This window comes from Kitasatospora sp. UYEF31 (assembly GCF_057291755.1).
In genome coordinates, this window is record NZ_JBXAWK010000011.1 from 104,734 (window position 1) to 122,637 (window position 17,904).

Sequence of the window (17,904 nt, forward strand, 5' to 3'; positions counted from 1 at the left end):
CAGGGAGATCCACGCATGACCACGCACAAGCCCGCTGTGACCGGGACTGGAACGACCGGCACAGCGGGCCCGGGACGGCGCGCGGTACTGCGGGGCACCGCGGCGGTGGCGGCCGTCGGCGCGGCCGGGTTCGGCGCGGCGGCCTGCGGCCCCGACCCGGCTTCGAAGTCCAAGGGTCCTGTGGCCGGCGACGAGGGCCCGGTGACGGTCGGCAGGGCGGCTGACATCCCCGTCGGCGGCGGCAAGGTCTACGACGACAGCAAGGTCGCGATCGTGCAGCCCGCCGCCGGGCAGTACAAGGCGTACGAAGCGCTCTGCCCGCACCAGGGCTGCCTGGTGCGGAAGATCGAGCAGGGTGTCATCCACTGCCCGTGCCACGGCAGCCAGTTCTCGATGAACGACGGGTCGGTCGTCAGGTCCCCGGCGAACTCGGGGCTGCGGCAGATCCCGATGCGGGTGCAGGACGGCGACATCGTGGTGGGGCAGTAGGTCCCACAACGGCGGGGCGGGTCGTACCACTCCGGGGCGACCGGTGAGCGAAGCGAAGAAGCGGCAGACTTACGGGGCGAGGGCGCGCAGCGTCCCGAGCGCGACCGGAGGTCGCGGTTCGACCGGGCGACGCGGTGAGGTAGCGAAGGCACCTGAGCGAAGCGAAGGAGCGGCAGACTTACGGGGCGAGGGGCGCGCAGCGTCCCGGCCGCACCACCATCAGGCGAGGGCGCGCAGCGTCCCGAGCGCGACCGGAGGTCGCGGTTCGACCGGGCGACGCGGTGAGGTAGCGAAGGCACCTGAGCGAAGCGAAGGTGACTGAGCCCTCAGTGCTTGGAGCCCGGCATAAGCACAGCGAGGGCGCGCAGCGTCCCGAGCGCGTCCGCAGGACGCAGTCTTTTCCGGGCGACGCGCCGGCGCCGACCGGCTCCGGAGCGAAGCGACGGAGCCGGGAGGAAGACGCCGGCGCTTGGAGCCCGGCAACAGAGGGGGAGCCATGGCTGATCCGGCGACTTACAGGCCCGCTCCGGGAGAGATCCCGACCGACCCCGGTGTGTACCGCTTCCGGGACGTCCACGGGCGGGTGGTGTACGTCGGCAAGGCGAAGAACCTGCGGTCCCGCCTGTCCTCGTACTTCCAGGACATCGCGAACCTGCACACCCGTACGCGGACGATGGTGACCACCGCGGCCTCCGTCGAGTGGACGACCGTGGGCACGGAGGTCGAGGCGCTGCAGCTCGAGTACTCCTGGATCAAGGAGTACGACCCCCGGTTCAACGTCAAGTACCGCGACGACAAGTCGTACCCCTATCTCGCGGTCACGGTGAACGACGAATATCCGCGTGCCCAGGTGATGCGCGGTGACCGGCGCAAGGGCGTGAAGTACTTCGGCCCGTACGGCCAGGCCTGGGCGATCCGCGAGACCCTCGACCTGGTGCTCCGGGCCTTCCCCGTCCGCACGTGCAGCAACGGGGTGTTCCGCAACGCGCGCAACATCGGCCGCCCGTGCCTGCTCGGCGACATCGGCAAGTGCGCCGCGCCCTGCACGGGGCGCATCTCCACCGAGGACCACCGAGCCCTCGTGGACGAGTTCTGCGACTTCATGGCAGGGCGGGCCGACCCGTACATCCGCCGTCTGGAGAAGCAGATGCAGCAGGCCGCGGAGGAGATGGAGTACGAAAAGGCCGCCAAGCTCCGCGACGACGTCCAAGCGCTCCAGCGGGCCATGGAGAAGAACGCCATCGTCTTCAACGACGACACCGACGCCGACGTGATCGCCCTGGCCGAGGACGAGCTCGAAGCCGCCGTGCAGATCTTCCACGTCCGCGGCGGCCGGGTCCGCGGCCAGCGCGGTTGGGTCACCGAGAAGGTCGAGGACGTCACCACCGCCGACCTGGTCGGCCACTTCCTCCAGCAGTTGTACGGCGCCGCGGCTGAGGGGGGCGAGTCCGTCCCGAAGGAGGTCCTGGTCCCGGTGATGCCCGCGGACGCCGCGGCGATAGGGCAGTGGCTGCACGGCAAACGCGGCGTCAGGGTCGATCTGCGGGTGCCGCAGCGCGGCGACAAGAAGTCGCTCATGGAGACCGTCGACCGCAACGCCAAGCAGTCCCTGGCGCTGCACAAGATCCGCCGCGCCGGCGATCTGACGACCCGGTCCAAGGCGTTGCAGGAGATCGCCGACGCGCTCGGCCTGGACGCCGTGCCGCTGCGCATCGAGTGCTTCGACATCTCGCACAACCAGGGTGACCAGGTGGTCGCCTCGATGGTGGTGTTCGAGGACGGCCTGGCCCGCAAGTCCGAATACCGCAACTTCGCGATCAAGACCTTCGAGGGCCAGGACGACGTCCGGTCGATGCACGAGGTGCTGTCCCGGCGGTTCAAGCACTACCTGGACGACCGTGACCGTACGGAAGACCCACAGGCCGATGACGAGGGCCCGACCCGGATGGACCCCGAGACCGGCAAGCCCAAGCGGTTCGCCTACCCGCCGCAGCTTGTCGTCGTCGACGGCGGGCAGCCACAGGTCGCCGCCGCCCGGCGGGCCCTGGACGAACTCGGCGTGACCGACGTCGCCGTCTGCGGCCTGGCCAAGCGGCTGGAGGAGGTCTGGCTGCCCGGCGAGGATGATCCGGTGGTCCTCCCGCGTTCCAGTGAAGGGCTCTACCTGCTCCAGCGGCTGCGCGACGAGGCGCACCGGTTCGCCATCGCCTACCACCGCAGGAAGCGCTCCAAGGCGATGACGGCCAGTGCCCTGGACGGCGTCGCCGGGCTCGGTGCCACCCGGCGGCAGGCACTTCTGAAGCACTTCGGCTCGTTGAAGAAGCTGAAGGCCGCGACCGTGGCGCAGATCACCGAGGTCCCCGGTGTGGGGGAGCGGACGGCACACGCCGTACTGGCCGCTCTCGCTGACCACAGCACGGGGATTTCCGTCAACACCGCAACCGGCGAGATCATGGAAGACGACGGAGCGGCGACCACCACTTCCGGCAGCACACAGAAGATCAGCACAGCACCGGCGCAAGCCGGGAAGCAGGAGGAACAGTGAACGAATCAGGCCGCGGGGGCAAACCCCCCGCGGGCGTGGTGCCGGCCGAGGGGACCCCGGAGCTGGTGATCATCTCCGGCATGTCCGGAGCCGGCCGCAGCACCGCGGCCAAAGGTTTGGAGGACCTCGGCTGGTTCGTCGTCGACAACCTGCCGCCCAGCCTCATCCCCGCCATGGTCGACCTCGGCGCGCGCACCCAGGGTGCCGTCGCCCGGATCGCCGTCGTCGTCGACGTGCGCGGACGGACGTTCTTCGACGACCTGCGCTCGGCCCTGGCCGAACTCGACAACGCCGGAGTGGTCCGCCGCACGGTCTTCCTGGAGGCCTCCGACGGCGCGCTGGTCCGCCGGTTCGAGGCCAACCGCCGACCGCACCCGCTGCAGGGCGACGGCCGCATCGTCGACGGCATCGCCAAGGAGCGCGGCCTGCTGCGTGAACTGCGCGGTGAGGCCGACCTGGTGATCGACTCCTCCGACATCAACGTGCACGAGCTGCGCGCCAAGATGGACGCGCAGTTCGCCGAGGCCGACGAGCCGACGCTGCGCGCCACCGTCATGTCGTTCGGCTTCAAGTACGGCCTGCCGGTGGACGCCGACCTCGTGGTCGACTGCCGCTTCCTGCCCAACCCCCACTGGGTGCCCGAGCTGCGCCCGTACACCGGCGTCGACGAAGCGGTCAGCGCGTACGTCTTCAACCAGCCCGGGGCCAAGGAGTTCCTGGACCGGTACGCCGAACTGCTGCGCATCATCACCGAGGGTTACAAGCGCGAGGGCAAGCGCTACCTGACCCTCGCCGTGGGCTGCACCGGCGGCAAGCACCGCAGTGTGGCGATGTCCGAGAAGCTGGTCCGCCGCCTCATCGAGGACGGTGTGGAGGCCGCGATCGTGCACCGGGACATGGGGCGGGAGTGAAACACCAGTACCAACCACCGGCCACGGGCCCCAAGGTCGTGGCCCTGGGCGGCGGGCACGGGCTGTCCGCCTCCCTGGCGGCACTGCGCCGCCTCACCCGGGAGCTGACCGCCGTCGTCACCGTCGCCGACGACGGCGGGTCCAGCGGGCGGCTGCGCCGCGACCTGGGCATCCTCCCGCCCGGCGACCTGCGGATGGCGCTGTCCGCCCTGTGCGGGGACGACGAGTGGGGTCAGACCTGGAGCAGGGTCATCCAGCACCGCTTCGCCGGTGACGGGGAGCTGGGCGGCCACGCCGTCGGCAACCTGCTCATCGCCGCCTTGTGGGAACTGCTCGACGACGATCCGGTGCAGGCCATGGACTGGATGGGCCGGCTGCTCGACGCACACGGCCGGGTGCTGCCGATGTCCTCCGTGCCGCTGGACATCGAAGCCGACGTGGCCGGGGTCGACCCCGCGCGGCCCGATGCGATCACTGTGGTCCGGGGGCAGGCCGAAGTGGCGACCACCCCGGGCGAAGTGCGCGGCATCCGGCTGATCCCGCACGATCCGCCGACCGTGCCGGAGGCCGTCACTGCGATCATGGACGCCGACTGGGTGGTCGTGGGCCCCGGTTCGTGGTTCACCTCGGTGCTGCCGCACCTGCTCGTGCCCGAACTGGCCACCGCCCTGGTGGAGACGAAGGCCCGGCGCGTCCTGGCGCTGAACCTGGCACCGCAGCCGGGGGAGACGGACGGCTTTTCACCGCAGCGGCACCTGGAGGTCGTCGCCGAGCACGCGCCCGCGCTGCGGTTCGATGTAGTACTAGGTGACGCCGACCGGGTGGAGGATGTGGCCGAACTCGAACAAACCGCCGCAAGGCTGGGCGGACATGTCATGCTCGCCCCTGTGGCCGTGGGCGACGGCACCCCCAGGCACGACCCTTCGCGTCTGGCCGCCGCCTATGACCGGATTTTCACCGATCGTGAAAGGATCGCGCCATGGCGATGACGGCGGCTGTGAAAGACGAGCTGAGCCGACTGCCCGTCACCCGCTCCTGCTGCCGCAAGGCGGAGGTCTCGGCGATGCTGCGGTTCGGCGGGGGCATCCACCTGGTGAGCGGGCGGATCGTGATCGAGGCGGAGCTGGACACCGGCGCCGCGGCCCGGCGGCTGCGCAAGGACATCCTTGAGGTGTACGGGCACACCTCCGACCTGATCGTGATCGCGCCCGGCGGGCTGCGCCGCGGCAGCAGGTACGTCGTGCGGGTGACCGCCGGCGGCGAGCAGCTGGCCCGGCAGACCGGGTTGATCGACGGCCGCGGCCGTCCCGTGCGCGGCCTCCCCCCACAGGTCGTGTCCGGGGCGACGTGCGACGCCGAGGCGGCCTGGCGCGGGGCGTTCCTCGCGCACGGCTCACTCACCGAACCCGGCAGGTCGTCCTCCCTTGAGGTCACCTGCCCCGGGTCCGAGGCGGCCCTCGCCCTGGTGGGCGCGGCCCGCCGGCTGAGCATCTCCAGCAAGCCCCGCGAAGTGCGCGGTGTGGACCGTGTGGTCGTGCGGGACGGCGACGCCATCGGCGCGCTGCTGACCCGCCTCGGCGCGCATGAGAACGTGCTGGCCTGGGAGGAGCGGCGGATGCGCCGCGAGGTCCGGGCCACGGCCAACCGCCTCGCCAACTTCGACGACGCGAACCTGCGCCGCTCAGCCCGCGCGGCGGTCGCCGCCGGGGCCCGGGTGGCCCGTGCCCTGGAGATCCTGGGCGAGGAGGTCCCGGAGCACCTGGCCGCGGCCGGCAAACTGCGCCTGGACCACAAGCAGGCCTCCCTGGAGGAGCTGGGCGGTCTCGCCGACCCGCCGCTGACCAAGGACGCGGTCGCCGGGCGGATCCGCCGGCTCCTCGCGATGGCCGACAAGCGGGCCTCCGACCTGGGTCTGCCGAGCACCGAGGCCGGGCTGAACATGGAGATACTGGTGTCGTAGCGGGCTCGCCGGCACGGCTGGGCAGTGTGCGGCGTGCTGCGCGGTGTTTGTTGTGCGGGGCTTGCGCCGACCAGACAGACCGGAGGGAACTGGTGGTCATCTTCTACGGATGACCACCAGTTCCCTCCGGTCTGTCCAGTTGGTGGCGGACCGCCGTCGCAGAGGTCGCGCGGCGCGAAGCCGGATCGGCCAAGCCCGGTGCGGTATGCGTAACAGGCCTGAAAACCGGACAGCGGATTAAAAGGTTCGGAATCCCCGGCCAGGAAACATAGGGTTTCCCGGTCGGGGTTTTTGTCGTTCCGGCCGTCGGGCCTGTCAGGGGAGTGTTCAGTGGAGATCGATGTACGGCCTATCGCCAAGGACGAGATCGGTGACTGGGTCTATGCCCTGGACGCGGGTTTCCACCGCGTGGTCGAGCGCACCGAGGAGGGCCGGCAGGCACGGGCCGAGTACTTCAACGGCAACGCGCACTACAGCCCCGAACGCACCTTCGCGGCCTTCCACGACGGCAGGATCGTCGGCACGTACCGGAGCTGGCCCAGCGACCTGACCGTGCCCGGCGGGCGGATCCTCACCGTCGGCGCCGTCACCAACGTCTCCGTCGCGGCGACGCACCGGCGGCGCGGACTGCTCAGCCGGATGATCGAGCGCGACCTGCGGGAGACCGCCGGGCGCGGTGAGCCGCTGGCCATGCTCATCGCCGCCGAGTACCAGATCTACGGCCGGTTCGGCTTCGGCCCGGCCACCGAGTCGGTGAACTACGAGGTCGACCTGCTGCGCGGCAAGCCCGTGCGGGCGGCCGTCCTGCGTGAGCCGGGGTCCAGCCTGGAGTTCGTGGACGGCGACACCGTCCGCAAGGTCGGGCCCGAGCTGTACGCGCGGGTGCACGGGGCCGCCGTCGGCTCCATCACCCGCAACGAGCGGCATTGGGAGCTGTATTCGGGCAAGATCAAGCGGCCCGCCGCCGACAAGCCCGAACTGCGTTTCCACGTCGTCTACCGGGACGGTGCGGGCGAGGTCGCCGGTCTGCTCGGCTACAGCGTCGAGGACGACTGGACCGGCTTCCAGTCGAACAACAAGCTCAAGGTGGAGCACCTGCTCGGGGCGACCCCGCAGGCCGAGGCCGCACTGTGGGAGTTCGCCGCGGGTGTGGACTGGGTGACCCGGCTGTCCGCGGCCGACCGCGCCCCGGACGACCTGCTGCCCCTGCTGTTCGACGACCCGCGCTCGGTGACCCGGACCGGCCAGGCCGACTTCGTGTGGGTGCGGCTGCTCGACGTCCCGGCCGCGCTGGCGGCCCGGACCTACAGCGCTCCGGGGCGTCTGGTCCTCCAGGTGACCGACCCGCTGGGCTACGCCGAGGGCCGCTTCGAACTCACCGTGCGGCCGGACGGCACGGCGCAGTGCGCCCGTACGGACGCCTCTGCGGACCTGTCGCTGGACGTCGGCACCCTCGGCGCGCTCTACCTCGGCGGGAACAGCGCGGTCAGGTTCGCCGCCGCCGGACTGGTCGGCGGGGAAGTGCGGGGTTCGGCCGCCACCGCGGACCTGATGTTCCGTACGGCGAAGGCGCCCTGGTGCCCTGACTGGTTCTGAAGTCCCGGACGGCCGGGACGGTTTGGTGCCCCGACCGGTTCTGGCCGGGCCCGGGCACAAGCGGACACCGGAGCACCCGTCGACCTCTCTCGGCGGGTGCTCCGGTATGTGCGGATCCGGTCGCTTTCCGATCGGACGGGATGAAATCGTTGGCTGGTACAGACTTTTCGCCACGCGACGTTGTCACAACGGTGCAACCTGAACTCTCTTGCGCGCCGGGGCAACAGGCGTAGCATGCCTAGCGTTTGCCCACGGGTGTCGCTCTGGTTCCATTGAAAGCTCCTTTCCCAGTGAGTTCTTGAGAGCCGTACGACACCCGCTTTCCGTTTTGCCGCACGCAGCAGTTCCACCTCACAAGCAGTAGCCGGTGCCGCCGCTCAGCACCGCTTCGCACTCACGACCGGGGGGTCGAGTGAGATCCAAGGGGAACCCCGCACGTCGCACCACATGGAAGGGCGCCAGGCTCGGCGTGACCGGGCTGGCCGCGCTGTCGCTCACGATCGGGCTGTCGTCCGCGCTGCCGACCGCGAACGCCGCGCCGAACGCGTCGGAACCGGCACCGTTCGCCGAGGTCACCACCGCGCCCCCGGCGGCGAAACTGCCGCCGGCCGCGGACGACGGGCTGAAGGCGTACACCGCCGTCGCCAAGGACGCCAAGCAGCAGGCCGCGGTCGACGCGCTCGGCCTGGACGACCATGAGGAGGGCGGCGACAAGACCGACGGCACCCTTGTCATCGTCTCCGCCGACCAGGCCGCGGCGCTGCGGGCCGCAGGCGTCGAGCTCCAGTCGGATTCGCAGCAGGCGCGGTCGTTCGCCGCCCCGCCCGGGGACGGCGTCTACAAGCCGTACAGCGGACCCGGCGGCCTCGGTGCGCAGATGGTCGAACTCGCGCAGAAACACCCGGACATCGCCAAGGTCGTGTCCTTCGGCAAGTCCACGCTCGGGCAGGACATGCTCGCGGTGCGGGTCACCAAGGACGCCCGGCGCTCGGCGGACGGTTCGAAGCCGACCTCGGTGTACATGTCCAACCAGCACGCCCGTGAGTGGATCACCCCGGAGATGACCCGGCGGCTGCTGAACCAATACGTCGACTCGTACGGGAAGGACAAGGACCTCACCAAGCTCGTCGACGACAACGAGTTCTGGTTCGTCCTGTCCGCCAACCCGGACGGCTACGACTGGACCTTCCAGCCGGGCCAGCGGATGTGGCGCAAGAACCTGCGGGACAACAACGGCGACGGGAAGATCGGCGCGGGCGACGGCGTCGACCCGAACCGCAACCTCTCCTACAAGTGGGGTTACGACGACGAAGGTTCCTCGCCCAACACGGGCAGCGAGACCTACCGCGGCCCGGCCCCCGACTCCGAGCCGGAGACGAAGGCGATCGAAGGCCTGGTCGAACGGCTGAAGCCGCGGTTCGTGGTCAACTACCACTCGGCCGCGCAACTGCTCCTCTACGGCGTCGGCTGGCAGGTGAACACCGACAGCCCCGACGACCAGATCATGGCCGCGCTGGCCGGTGACGACGCGAACCCGGCCGTGCGGGGCTACGACCCGGACCTTTCGGCTGAGCTGTACACCACCAACGGCGAAACTGACGGGTGGATGGACAACATCGCATCGGCGATGGCGTACACCCCGGAGATGTCGACCTGCCAGACGGCGTCGAACTGGTACCCGGACGACCGCTGGAAGGCCGCGGACTGCACCAACGCCGTCGGCAGCATCTTCGGCTTCCCGGACGACGAAAAGCTGATCCAGCGTGAGTACGCGGCCAACGTGCCGTTCGCGCTGTCGGTCGCCAAGTCGACCCAGCAGCCGGACGAGCCGGTTTCCTCGCTGGGCATCAAGGCCCCTGTCCTGAAGGCCGACCCGTTCACCGTGTCCTACGCGGCGAAGGGCGACTTCCAGGAGGTCGCGGTCATCGGCCAGCGCCGGACGAAGGACCTGAAGGTCAACTACTCGGTCAACGGCAAGAAGGCGAAGACCGACGGCGTACGGGAATGGCGCGGCGGTGAGAAGTACGGCCGGGACGGCACCAACTGGTACTCCGAGTACCGCGGCCGCGTCGAGAACCTGAACCCGGGAGACAAGGTCGAGGTGTGGTTCACCGGCACGCAGCCGGGTCACGGCAGGGCCGAGTCCGACCACTTCACCTTCACCGTCGCCACCGGGATCGACAAGGACGCCAAGGTCCTGGTCATCGCCGACGAGGACGTCAAGGGCGTCAACCCGGTGTACCCGGCCGGGACGACCGGCCCGAAGTACGCGCAGCAGTACGTCGATTCCCTCCGGGCGAACGGCGTGAAGTCCGCGGTGTGGAACATGGACACCCAGGGCGTCCCGCACCACCTGGGCGTGCTGTCGCACTTCAAGGGCGTCGTCTGGTACCTCGGCGACAACCGCCTGACGCAGGCCCCCGAGGACGAGTTCGTCTTCGTCGGACCAGCCAGGCAGAAGGTCCGCGACGCCCAGGTCGCCGACCGTGAGCAGTGGACGACGATCGCCGTCCGCGACTACCTCAACGAGGGCGGCAAGCTCCTCTACACCGGTGAGACCGCCGCGTACTTCGGCACGCTCAGCGACAACGCCGGCGGCGGCGTCTACTTCGGCCTCAACGGACACCCCGAGCAGCCCTGCTGGGTCACCAGCAGCTACCGGGACAACTGCCTGAAGCTGTCCGACGACTTCGCGCAGTACTACCTGGGTGTCAACAAGCGGCAGTCCGTCAACGGCATGACCGGGTTCACCGGCTTCGACGGCGGCCCGTTCGCCGGAGTCGACGCCAGGCTCCCGGGCACCGCCGCCAACCCGCTGGACGAAGCGGGCCTGCTGCGCCCGCTCGACGCCACGCGCTACCCGGCCCTGGGCGCCAAGTCCCTCGCCGGCTACAGCGGCCCGGCGGGCAACCCGTTCGCCCCGGTCGAGGGCCGGAAGTACGTCGGCGGCGCGCACAGCGACTCGGCGTACATGCGGCTGACCCGCACGATCGACCTGACCGACGTCACCGCGGCCGACGCGGCGAGGCTGACCGCCCAGCTCTCCTGGAACACCGAGGAGCACTGGGACCACGGCCTGGTCGAGGCGCACACCGTCGGCGCCGACGACTGGAGCACGCTGCCCGACCTCAACGGTGGCACCAGTACGGCGCTCCCGGCGAACTGCGCCGACTACACGGGCATCCACCCGTTCACCCTCCACTACCTCACGCCCGGCGCGACCCCGGCGGACTGCAAGCCCACCGGGACCACCGGCACCTGGAACTCCTTCACCGGCGACTCCGGCGGCTGGAAGCCGGTCGCGTTCGACCTCTCGAAGTACGCGGGGAAGAAGGTGGAGGTCTCCGTCAGCTACGCCTCCGACGGCAACACCGGCGGCGCCGGCCTGTTCATCGACGACACGAAGGTCGTCACGAACGCCGGTGTCGTGGACGCTGCCGGGTTCGAGGACGGTCTGGGCCCGTGGACTATCGCGGACGCCCCGGCCGGGGACAGCACCACCGCGAAGTTCGAGCACACCGAGAACGTGTACGCCTCGGTGGTCGGCACCCCCGACACGCTCACCCTGGGCTTCGGCCTGGAGCAGCTCGCCACCCCCGCCGACCGGGACAGGGTCATGGGGAACGCGCTCAAGCACCTGTTCGGCTGACAGGACCCTGTTTGGCTGACAGGACCCTGTCCGGCTGACAGACCCCTTGTCCGGCGGACAGAACCCCGCCGGCTGTACGGAACCCCGCACACAAGGGTGGCGCGGGACCCTTCCCGGGTATCCGCGCCACCCGCACCACAACCGATCGGAGCTGTGTGAGACCCACAGGAAGTTCCAGACGTCGCAACCGGCTGGCGGCGTGCGGTATCGCCGCGATGTCGCTGGTGTTCGGCCTGGTGACGGTGACCCCCGGCGCCCAGGCCGCCCCCCGGGCCGCCGAACCCGCACCCTTGCAGGAGGTCACCTCCGCGCCTGCGAAGGTGAAACTCCCGCCGGCCGGGGAGGACGGCCCGCAGGGCTACTCCGTGGTGGCCGACCAGGGGAGCCTGGCGAAGATCCTCGCGCTCGGCGTCGACCGGCACGAGAGCAAGACGACCAGGGGCACCGACGGCAAGGACCACATGCTCCTGGAGCTGAACGCCGCACAGGCGGCCAAGCTCCGCGCACAGGGCGTCGTCCTGGAAGCGGACTCGGCGAAGATGAAGTCCTTCGCGGTCCCGCCCGGCGACGGCGTGTACAAGCCGTACGGCGGTCCCACGGGACTGGGCGCCGACATGGTGGCCCTGGCGCAGCAGCACCCGGACATCGCCAAGGTCGTGTCCTTCGGCAAGACGGTCCTCGGCCAGGACATCCTCGCGGTGCGGCTGACCAAGGACGTCAAGCGGACGAAGGACGGCTCGAAGCCGACCTCGCTCTACATGTCGAACCAGCACGCCCGTGAGTGGATCACCCCGGAGATGACCCGTCGGCTGCTGCACGAGTACGCGGACGGCTACGGCAGGAACGCCGACATCACCAAGGCGCTGACCGACAGTGAGTTCTGGTTCGTCCTCTCGGCGAACCCGGACGGGTACGAATGGTCGCAGCAGCCCGGCCAGCGCGCCTGGCGCAAGAACGTGCGGGACAACGACGGCAACGGCGTCATCACCGGTGCCGACGGCGTCGACCTGAACCGCAACTTCGGCTACAAGTGGGGTTACGACAACGAGGGTTCGTCCGCGGACCCGTTCAGCGCCGTCTACCGCGGTACGTCGGCGGACTCCGAGCCGGAGACCAAGGCCATCGAGGGTCTGATGACCCGGATCAAGCCGCGCTTGTTGGTCAACTACCACTCGGCCGCGCAACTGCTCCTGCACGGTGTCGGCTGGCAGGTGGCGACGCAGTCGCCGGACGACACCATCATGGAGGCCCTGGCCGGCGACGACGCCAACCCGGCGGTCCCGGCCTACGACCCGGACCTCTCAGCTGAGCTCTACACCACCAACGGCGACACCGACGGGTGGGCGGACAACGTCTCCGAGACGCTGTCGTTCACTCCGGAGATGTCGACCTGTGAGACCGCGTCGAACTGGGACCCGAACGACCGCTGGGACCCGAAGGACTGCACCTCGGAGGTCGCCACGATCTTCGGCTTCCCGGACGACGAGAAGCTGATCCAGCGGGAGTACAAGAACAACGTCGCGTTCGCGTTGTCGGTCGCCAAGTCGACCCAGCAGCCGGACGAACCGGTTTCCTCGCTGGGCCTGAAGGCCCCGGTGCTGAAGGCTGACGCGTTCCCGGTCTCCTACGCGTCGAAGGGCGACTTCCAGGAGGTCGCGGTCATCGCGCAGCGCCGCACGAAGGACCTGAAGGTCAACTACTCGGTCAACGGCAAGAAGGCCAAGACCGACGGCGTACGGGAATGGCGCGGCGGCCAGAAGTACGGCAAGGACGGCACCAACTGGTACTCCGAGTACCGCGGGCGCGTCGAGAACCTCCAGCCCGGCGACAAGGTCGAGGTGTGGTTCAGCGGCAAGCAGCCCGGCCACGGCAAGGTCGAGTCGGACCGCTTCACGTTCACCGTCGCCACCGGCATCGACAAGGACGCCAAGGCGCTCGTCATCGCCGACGAGGACGTCAAGGGCGTCAACCCGGTCTACCCGGCGGGGACGAACGGCCCGAAGTACGCACAGCAGTACGTCGATTCACTGAAGGCCGCCGGCGTCAAGTCCGCCGTGTGGAACATGGACACCCAGGGCGTCCCGCACCACCTGGGCGTGCTGTCGCACTTCAAGGGTGTGTTCTGGTACCTCGGTGACAACCGGTTCACCCAGGCCCCCGAGGACGAGCTGGTGAAGGCGCCGACGGGCAGCAACCCGGGCCGCACCTTCAAGGACAGCCAGGTCGCCGACCGTGAGCAGTGGACGACGATCGCCGTCCGCGACTACCTCAACGAGGGCGGCAAGCTCATGTACGCCGGTGAGACCGCCGGCTACTTCGGCCCGCTGCGCGGGGCGAACGGCGGCGGCGTCTACTACGGGCTCAACGGCGCCCCGGAGAAGCCGTGTGTGGTCACGGCCTCGGACTTCACCGGCTCCTGCCTGATCCTGTCGGACGACTTCAGCCAGTACTGGCTCGGCGCGTACAGCCGCAGCTCGCTGAACGGCGTCACCGGCGTCACCGGCGCGCAGCCGCCGTTCGACGGCGTCAACGCGAAACTGCCCGGCACCGCGTCGAACAAGGTGGACGAGGCCGGCGGGTTCCTGACCACCAGCACGGTCCTCCCGGCGGACAGGTTCCCGCAGTTCGCGTCGCAGAGCGGGGCCGGCTACACCGGGTCGCTCAGCGGCCCGCTGGCCCCGGTCGAGGGCGCCAGGTACGTCGCGGGTCCGCACGTGGACGAGGCGTACTACCGGCTCACCCGCACGATCGACCTGACCAACGTCACGGCGGCGGACGCGGCCAAGCTCACCGCGCAGCTGTCCTACGACACCGAGGCGGAGTACGACTTCGCGATGCTGGAGGCGCACACCGTCGGCGCGGAGGACTGGACGACCCTGCCGGACCTGAACGGCGGCACCACCCAGGGTCTCCCGGCCGACTGCGGCTACACGGTCAACCAGGACCACCCGTTCCTGGGCCACTACCTGACGAACGGTGAGACCTGCCTGCCGAAGGGCACCAGCGGCGACTGGAACGTCTTCAACGGCAGCTCGGGCGGCTGGAAGAACGTCGCGTTCGACCTGTCGAAGTACGCGGGCAAGAAGGTGGAGGTCACCTTCTCCTATGTGTCCGACCCGGGCACGGGCGGCGACGGCCTGTTCGTCGACGACACCAAGGTCGTGACGAACAAGGGCGTGCTTGAGGCCGAGGGCTTCGAGAACGGCCTCGGCGCGTGGGCGATCGCCCCCGCGCCGGCCGGGGACCACTCCTCGGGCAGCTTCCTGCACAGCACGTCGATCTTCGGCAGCTCGATCATCACCACCAAGGACACCGTGCTCGTGGGCTTCGGCCTGGAGCAGCTGGCGACCCCGGCCGACCGCGACGCGGTCATGGGCCGTGTGGTGAAGCACCTGTTCGGCTGACCTGAGGGGAATTCCGTACGGTGATCCCCCGGCGGGCTCCGGCCCGCCGGGGGATTCAGTACGTCCAGTGGGGCTTGGGCGACCACTGACACGTGATGGCGAACCCCCTGTCCCCCGGAGCGCTGGGCCATTAGAGTCGGGCTCCGCTTCCTGCTTAGGGTGCGCCCCGCATCCGCCGTCGCAGTCCCCGCGACCGGAGCGGGACAAGTGGAATCCCACGGAGAAAATTCAACATGAGCGGCTTCAACGCGCCCGGCGGCAACCCGTTCGGCGGCCAGCAGTCCCCGCCGCAGCAGCCCCAGCAGCCGTACGGAGCGCCGCTTCCGCAGCAGCCCTACGGCCAGCAGCCCGGTCCGTTCGGCGGCCCGCCGCAGACCCAGGGTCCGGGCGGGTACTTCACCCCGCCGCGGCAGTCGCCCGTCCGGGTGGGCCTGGCCATCGCCGCAGGTCTGGGTGGCACCCTGGCCGGCGCCCTCGTCTGGGCCCTGGTCCTGGGGTACACCGGCTGGGAGATCGGCTACGCCGCGATCGGCCTCGGCGCGCTCGTCGGCCTGGCCATCGGCAAGGTCAGCGGCCCGCACCCGCTGCTCCCGGTGCTCGCTGTGCCGATCGGCCTGCTCGGGATCGTCCTGGGCGAGATGGGCGGCATGGCGATCGGCGCCAACCACGACTACGGCGTGCCGTTCGACGTGATGTTCCAGGACAACCTGCTGTTCGAGGCGTGGAAGGACTCCATGGATGTGAAATCCGTGTTCTTCATCGCGCTGGGCGGTTTCTTCAGCTTCACGATGACCAAGCGGTTCAGCTCCCACTGCCCGGTGGTCTCCGGTTTTCCAGGCCCGGCGCAGGGGTAGGAACGCCTACCCGCCGCCGGGCCTGCGTGTTCGATCCCCACCCGTCACGGTAGGGTCGGTACTGGCCGGATCCGGCCCGCCACCCTCAGCGGAGCCGAGTCTGTGCATCTGGTTTTTTATTTCAGGGCAACTCTCGTCGTAGCAGAGGAGACCGGTTCGTGACGATCCGCGTAGGCATCAATGGTTTTGGTCGTATTGGTCGCAACTTCTTCCGCGCCATCCTGGCTTCAGGCGCGGATATCGAGATCGTCGGTGTCAACGACCTGACGGACAACGCGACCCTCGTCCACTTGCTGAAGTACGACAGCATCCTCGGCCGGCTGGGCCAGGACGTGTCGCACACGGACGACACCATCACCGTCGGCGGCAAGACGTTCAAGACGATGGCCGAGCGCAACCCGGCGGCGCTGCCGTGGGCCGCGCTCGGTGCCGACATCGTGATCGAGTCCACCGGCTTCTTCACCAAGGCCGAGGACGCGAAGAAGCACATCGAGGCCGGCGCCAAGAAGGTCATCATCTCCGCGCCCGCCAAGGGCGAGGACATCACGATCGTGATGGGCGTCAACCACGAGAAGTACGACGCGGCGGCGCACACCATCATCTCGAACGCGTCCTGCACGACGAACTGCGTCGCGCCGATGGCGAAGGTCCTCCTGGACAACTTCGGCGTCGTCAAGGGCCTGATGACCACGGTCCACGCGTACACCAACGACCAGGTCATCCTGGACTACCCGCACTCGGACCTGCGCCGTGCGCGCGGTGCCGCGACGAACATCATCCCGACCTCCACGGGTGCGGCCAAGGCCACCGCGCTGGTGCTGCCGGAGCTGGTGGGCAAGCTGGACGGCATCGCCATGCGCGTGCCGGTGCCGACCGGTTCGGTCACCGACCTGGTCGTCGAGCTCGAGCGCGAGGTCACCCGCGACGAGGTCAACGCGGCTTTCGCCAAGGCCGCCGAGGGCTCGCTGAAGGGCTACCTCACCTACACCGCGGACCCGATCGTGTCCTCGGACATCGTGACGGACCCGTCGTCCTGCACCTTCGACTCGCTGCTGACCCTGGCCCAGGGCACGCAGGTCAAGGTCGTCGGCTGGTACGACAACGAGTGGGGCTACTCCAACCGTCTGGTCGACCTGGTCGGCTACGTCGGCGGCCAGCTCTGACGTACGTATGACACAGGCCCGGACGACTCGCCGTCGTCCGGGCCTGCTTCGTACCGCGCCCCAGCCCTCCCGTACCCGAAGGTGCAGACAGACATGAAGAACATCGACGATCTCGATGTGGCCGGCAAGCGCGTCCTCGTGCGCTCCGACCTGAACGTGCCGCTGGACGGCGCGCGCATCACCGACGACGGCCGCATCCGCGCCGCCGTGCCCACCATCAAGGCCCTCGCCGCGCGCGGCGCCAAGGTGATCGTCACCGCGCACCTAGGCCGCCCCACCGGCGAACCGGACCTGAAGTACTCCCTGGAGCCGGTCGGCGTCCGCCTCGGTGAACTGCTCGGCGCGCCCGTCGCGTTCGCCGTCGACACCGTCGGCGACAGCGCGCGCAATGCAGTCGCGGGCCTGGCCGACGGCCAGGTCGCCCTCCTGGAGAACGTCCGCTTCAACGCGGGCGAGACGTCCAAGGACGCGGCCGTACGGGGCGCTTTCGCCGACGAACTCGCCGGTCTCGCCGACCTGTACGTCGACGACGCCTTCGGCGCCGTGCACCGCAAGCACGCCTCGGTGTACGACATCGCCGCGCGCCTGCCGCACGCGGCCGGCAACCTCGTGCTGACCGAGCTCGACGTGCTCAAGAAGCTCACCGACGAGGTTGAACGTCCGTACGCTGTCGTCCTGGGTGGTTCGAAGGTCTCCGACAAGCTCGGCGTCATCGACAACCTGCTCGGCAAGGCCGACCGCATCCTCATCGGCGGCGGCATGGTGTTCACCTTCCTCGCAGCCCAGGGCCACGAGGTCGGCAAGTCGCTCCTCGAAGCCGACCAGACCGACGTCTGCCGCGAGTACCTGCGCCGGGCCGAAGCGGCGGGCGTGGAGCTCATCCTGCCGGTCGACGTCGTGGCGGCCACCGCCTTCGCGGCCGACGCGCGGCACGACGTGGTCGCCGCCGACGCGATCCCGGCCGACCGCCTCGGCCTGGACATCGGCCCCGAGTCGGCGAAGCTGTTCGCCGCGAAGCTCGCCGGGACGAAGACCGTCTTCTGGAACGGACCCATGGGCGTGTTCGAGATGGAGCCCTACAGCCACGGCACCCGCGCTGTGGCCCAGGGCCTGCTCGACAGTGGCGCGTTCACCGTCGTCGGCGGCGGCGACTCGGCCGCGGCCGTGCGCACCCTCGGCTTCGACGAAAACGCGTTCGGCCACATCTCCACCGGCGGCGGCGCGAGCCTGGAGTACCTCGAAGGCAAGACCCTGCCCGGCCTCGAAGCACTGGAGTCCTGAACCGTGTCGATCCTCAAAGCCAAGTCACACCCGAACCCCCAGCCGCCGGCCA

At 69.6% G+C, this 17,904-nt stretch carries 11 protein-coding genes; all 11 read left to right on the plus strand.

Translation table 11 applies throughout. From position 1 onward, the window contains the following. Window positions 1-15: 15 nt before the first annotated feature. Complete coding sequence (locus AC0Z36_RS08200) at window positions 16-489, plus strand: Rieske (2Fe-2S) protein (RefSeq protein ID WP_485462049.1); 474 nt, start codon at window positions 16-18, stop codon at window positions 487-489. Window positions 490-985: 496 nt separating this feature from the next. Next, the gene (gene uvrC / locus AC0Z36_RS08205; RefSeq protein ID WP_485462050.1) at window positions 986-3,034 is read left to right on the plus strand and encodes an excinuclease ABC subunit UvrC; all 2,049 of its coding nucleotides are present in this window, start codon (window positions 986-988) and stop codon (window positions 3,032-3,034) included. 80 nt (window positions 3,035-3,114) lie between these two features. Further along, complete coding sequence (gene rapZ / locus AC0Z36_RS08210; protein ID WP_485462079.1) at window positions 3,115-3,945, plus strand: RNase adapter RapZ; 831 nt, start codon at window positions 3,115-3,117, stop codon at window positions 3,943-3,945. Next, window positions 3,942-4,934: a gluconeogenesis factor YvcK family protein gene (locus tag AC0Z36_RS08215; RefSeq protein ID WP_485462051.1), complete on the plus strand. Its 993-nt coding sequence runs from the start codon at window positions 3,942-3,944 to the stop codon at window positions 4,932-4,934. The genes rapZ and AC0Z36_RS08215 overlap by 4 nt, the downstream gene beginning before the upstream one ends. Next, the gene (whiA, locus tag AC0Z36_RS08220; protein WP_485462052.1) at window positions 4,925-5,905 is read left to right on the plus strand and encodes a DNA-binding protein WhiA; all 981 of its coding nucleotides are present in this window, start codon (window positions 4,925-4,927) and stop codon (window positions 5,903-5,905) included. The genes AC0Z36_RS08215 and whiA overlap by 10 nt, the downstream gene beginning before the upstream one ends. Before the next feature lie 330 nt (window positions 5,906-6,235). Further along, window positions 6,236-7,501, plus strand: coding sequence for a GNAT family N-acetyltransferase (locus AC0Z36_RS08225; protein WP_485462053.1), 1,266 nt, complete (start codon window positions 6,236-6,238; stop codon window positions 7,499-7,501). Window positions 7,502-7,913: 412 nt separating this feature from the next. Then, window positions 7,914-11,150 (plus strand): M14 family metallopeptidase, encoded by a 3,237-nt coding sequence (locus tag AC0Z36_RS08230; RefSeq protein WP_485462054.1) that lies wholly within the window; start codon window positions 7,914-7,916, stop codon window positions 11,148-11,150. A 155-nt stretch (window positions 11,151-11,305) separates the two neighbouring features. Beyond that, entirely contained in the window at window positions 11,306-14,554 is a 3,249-nt protein-coding gene (locus AC0Z36_RS08235) for a M14 family zinc carboxypeptidase (protein WP_485462055.1), read from the plus strand. A gap of 233 nt (window positions 14,555-14,787) precedes the next feature. Then, window positions 14,788-15,408: a hypothetical protein gene (locus AC0Z36_RS08240; protein WP_485462056.1), complete on the plus strand. Its 621-nt coding sequence runs from the start codon at window positions 14,788-14,790 to the stop codon at window positions 15,406-15,408. A gap of 158 nt (window positions 15,409-15,566) precedes the next feature. Then, window positions 15,567-16,571, plus strand: coding sequence for a type I glyceraldehyde-3-phosphate dehydrogenase (gene gap / locus AC0Z36_RS08245; RefSeq protein ID WP_485462057.1), 1,005 nt, complete (start codon window positions 15,567-15,569; stop codon window positions 16,569-16,571). 93 nt (window positions 16,572-16,664) lie between these two features. Next, window positions 16,665-17,852, plus strand: a complete 1,188-nt coding sequence (locus AC0Z36_RS08250) for a phosphoglycerate kinase (protein ID WP_485462058.1) — start codon at window positions 16,665-16,667, stop codon at window positions 17,850-17,852. The last annotated feature ends 52 nt before the right edge of the window (window positions 17,853-17,904 follow it).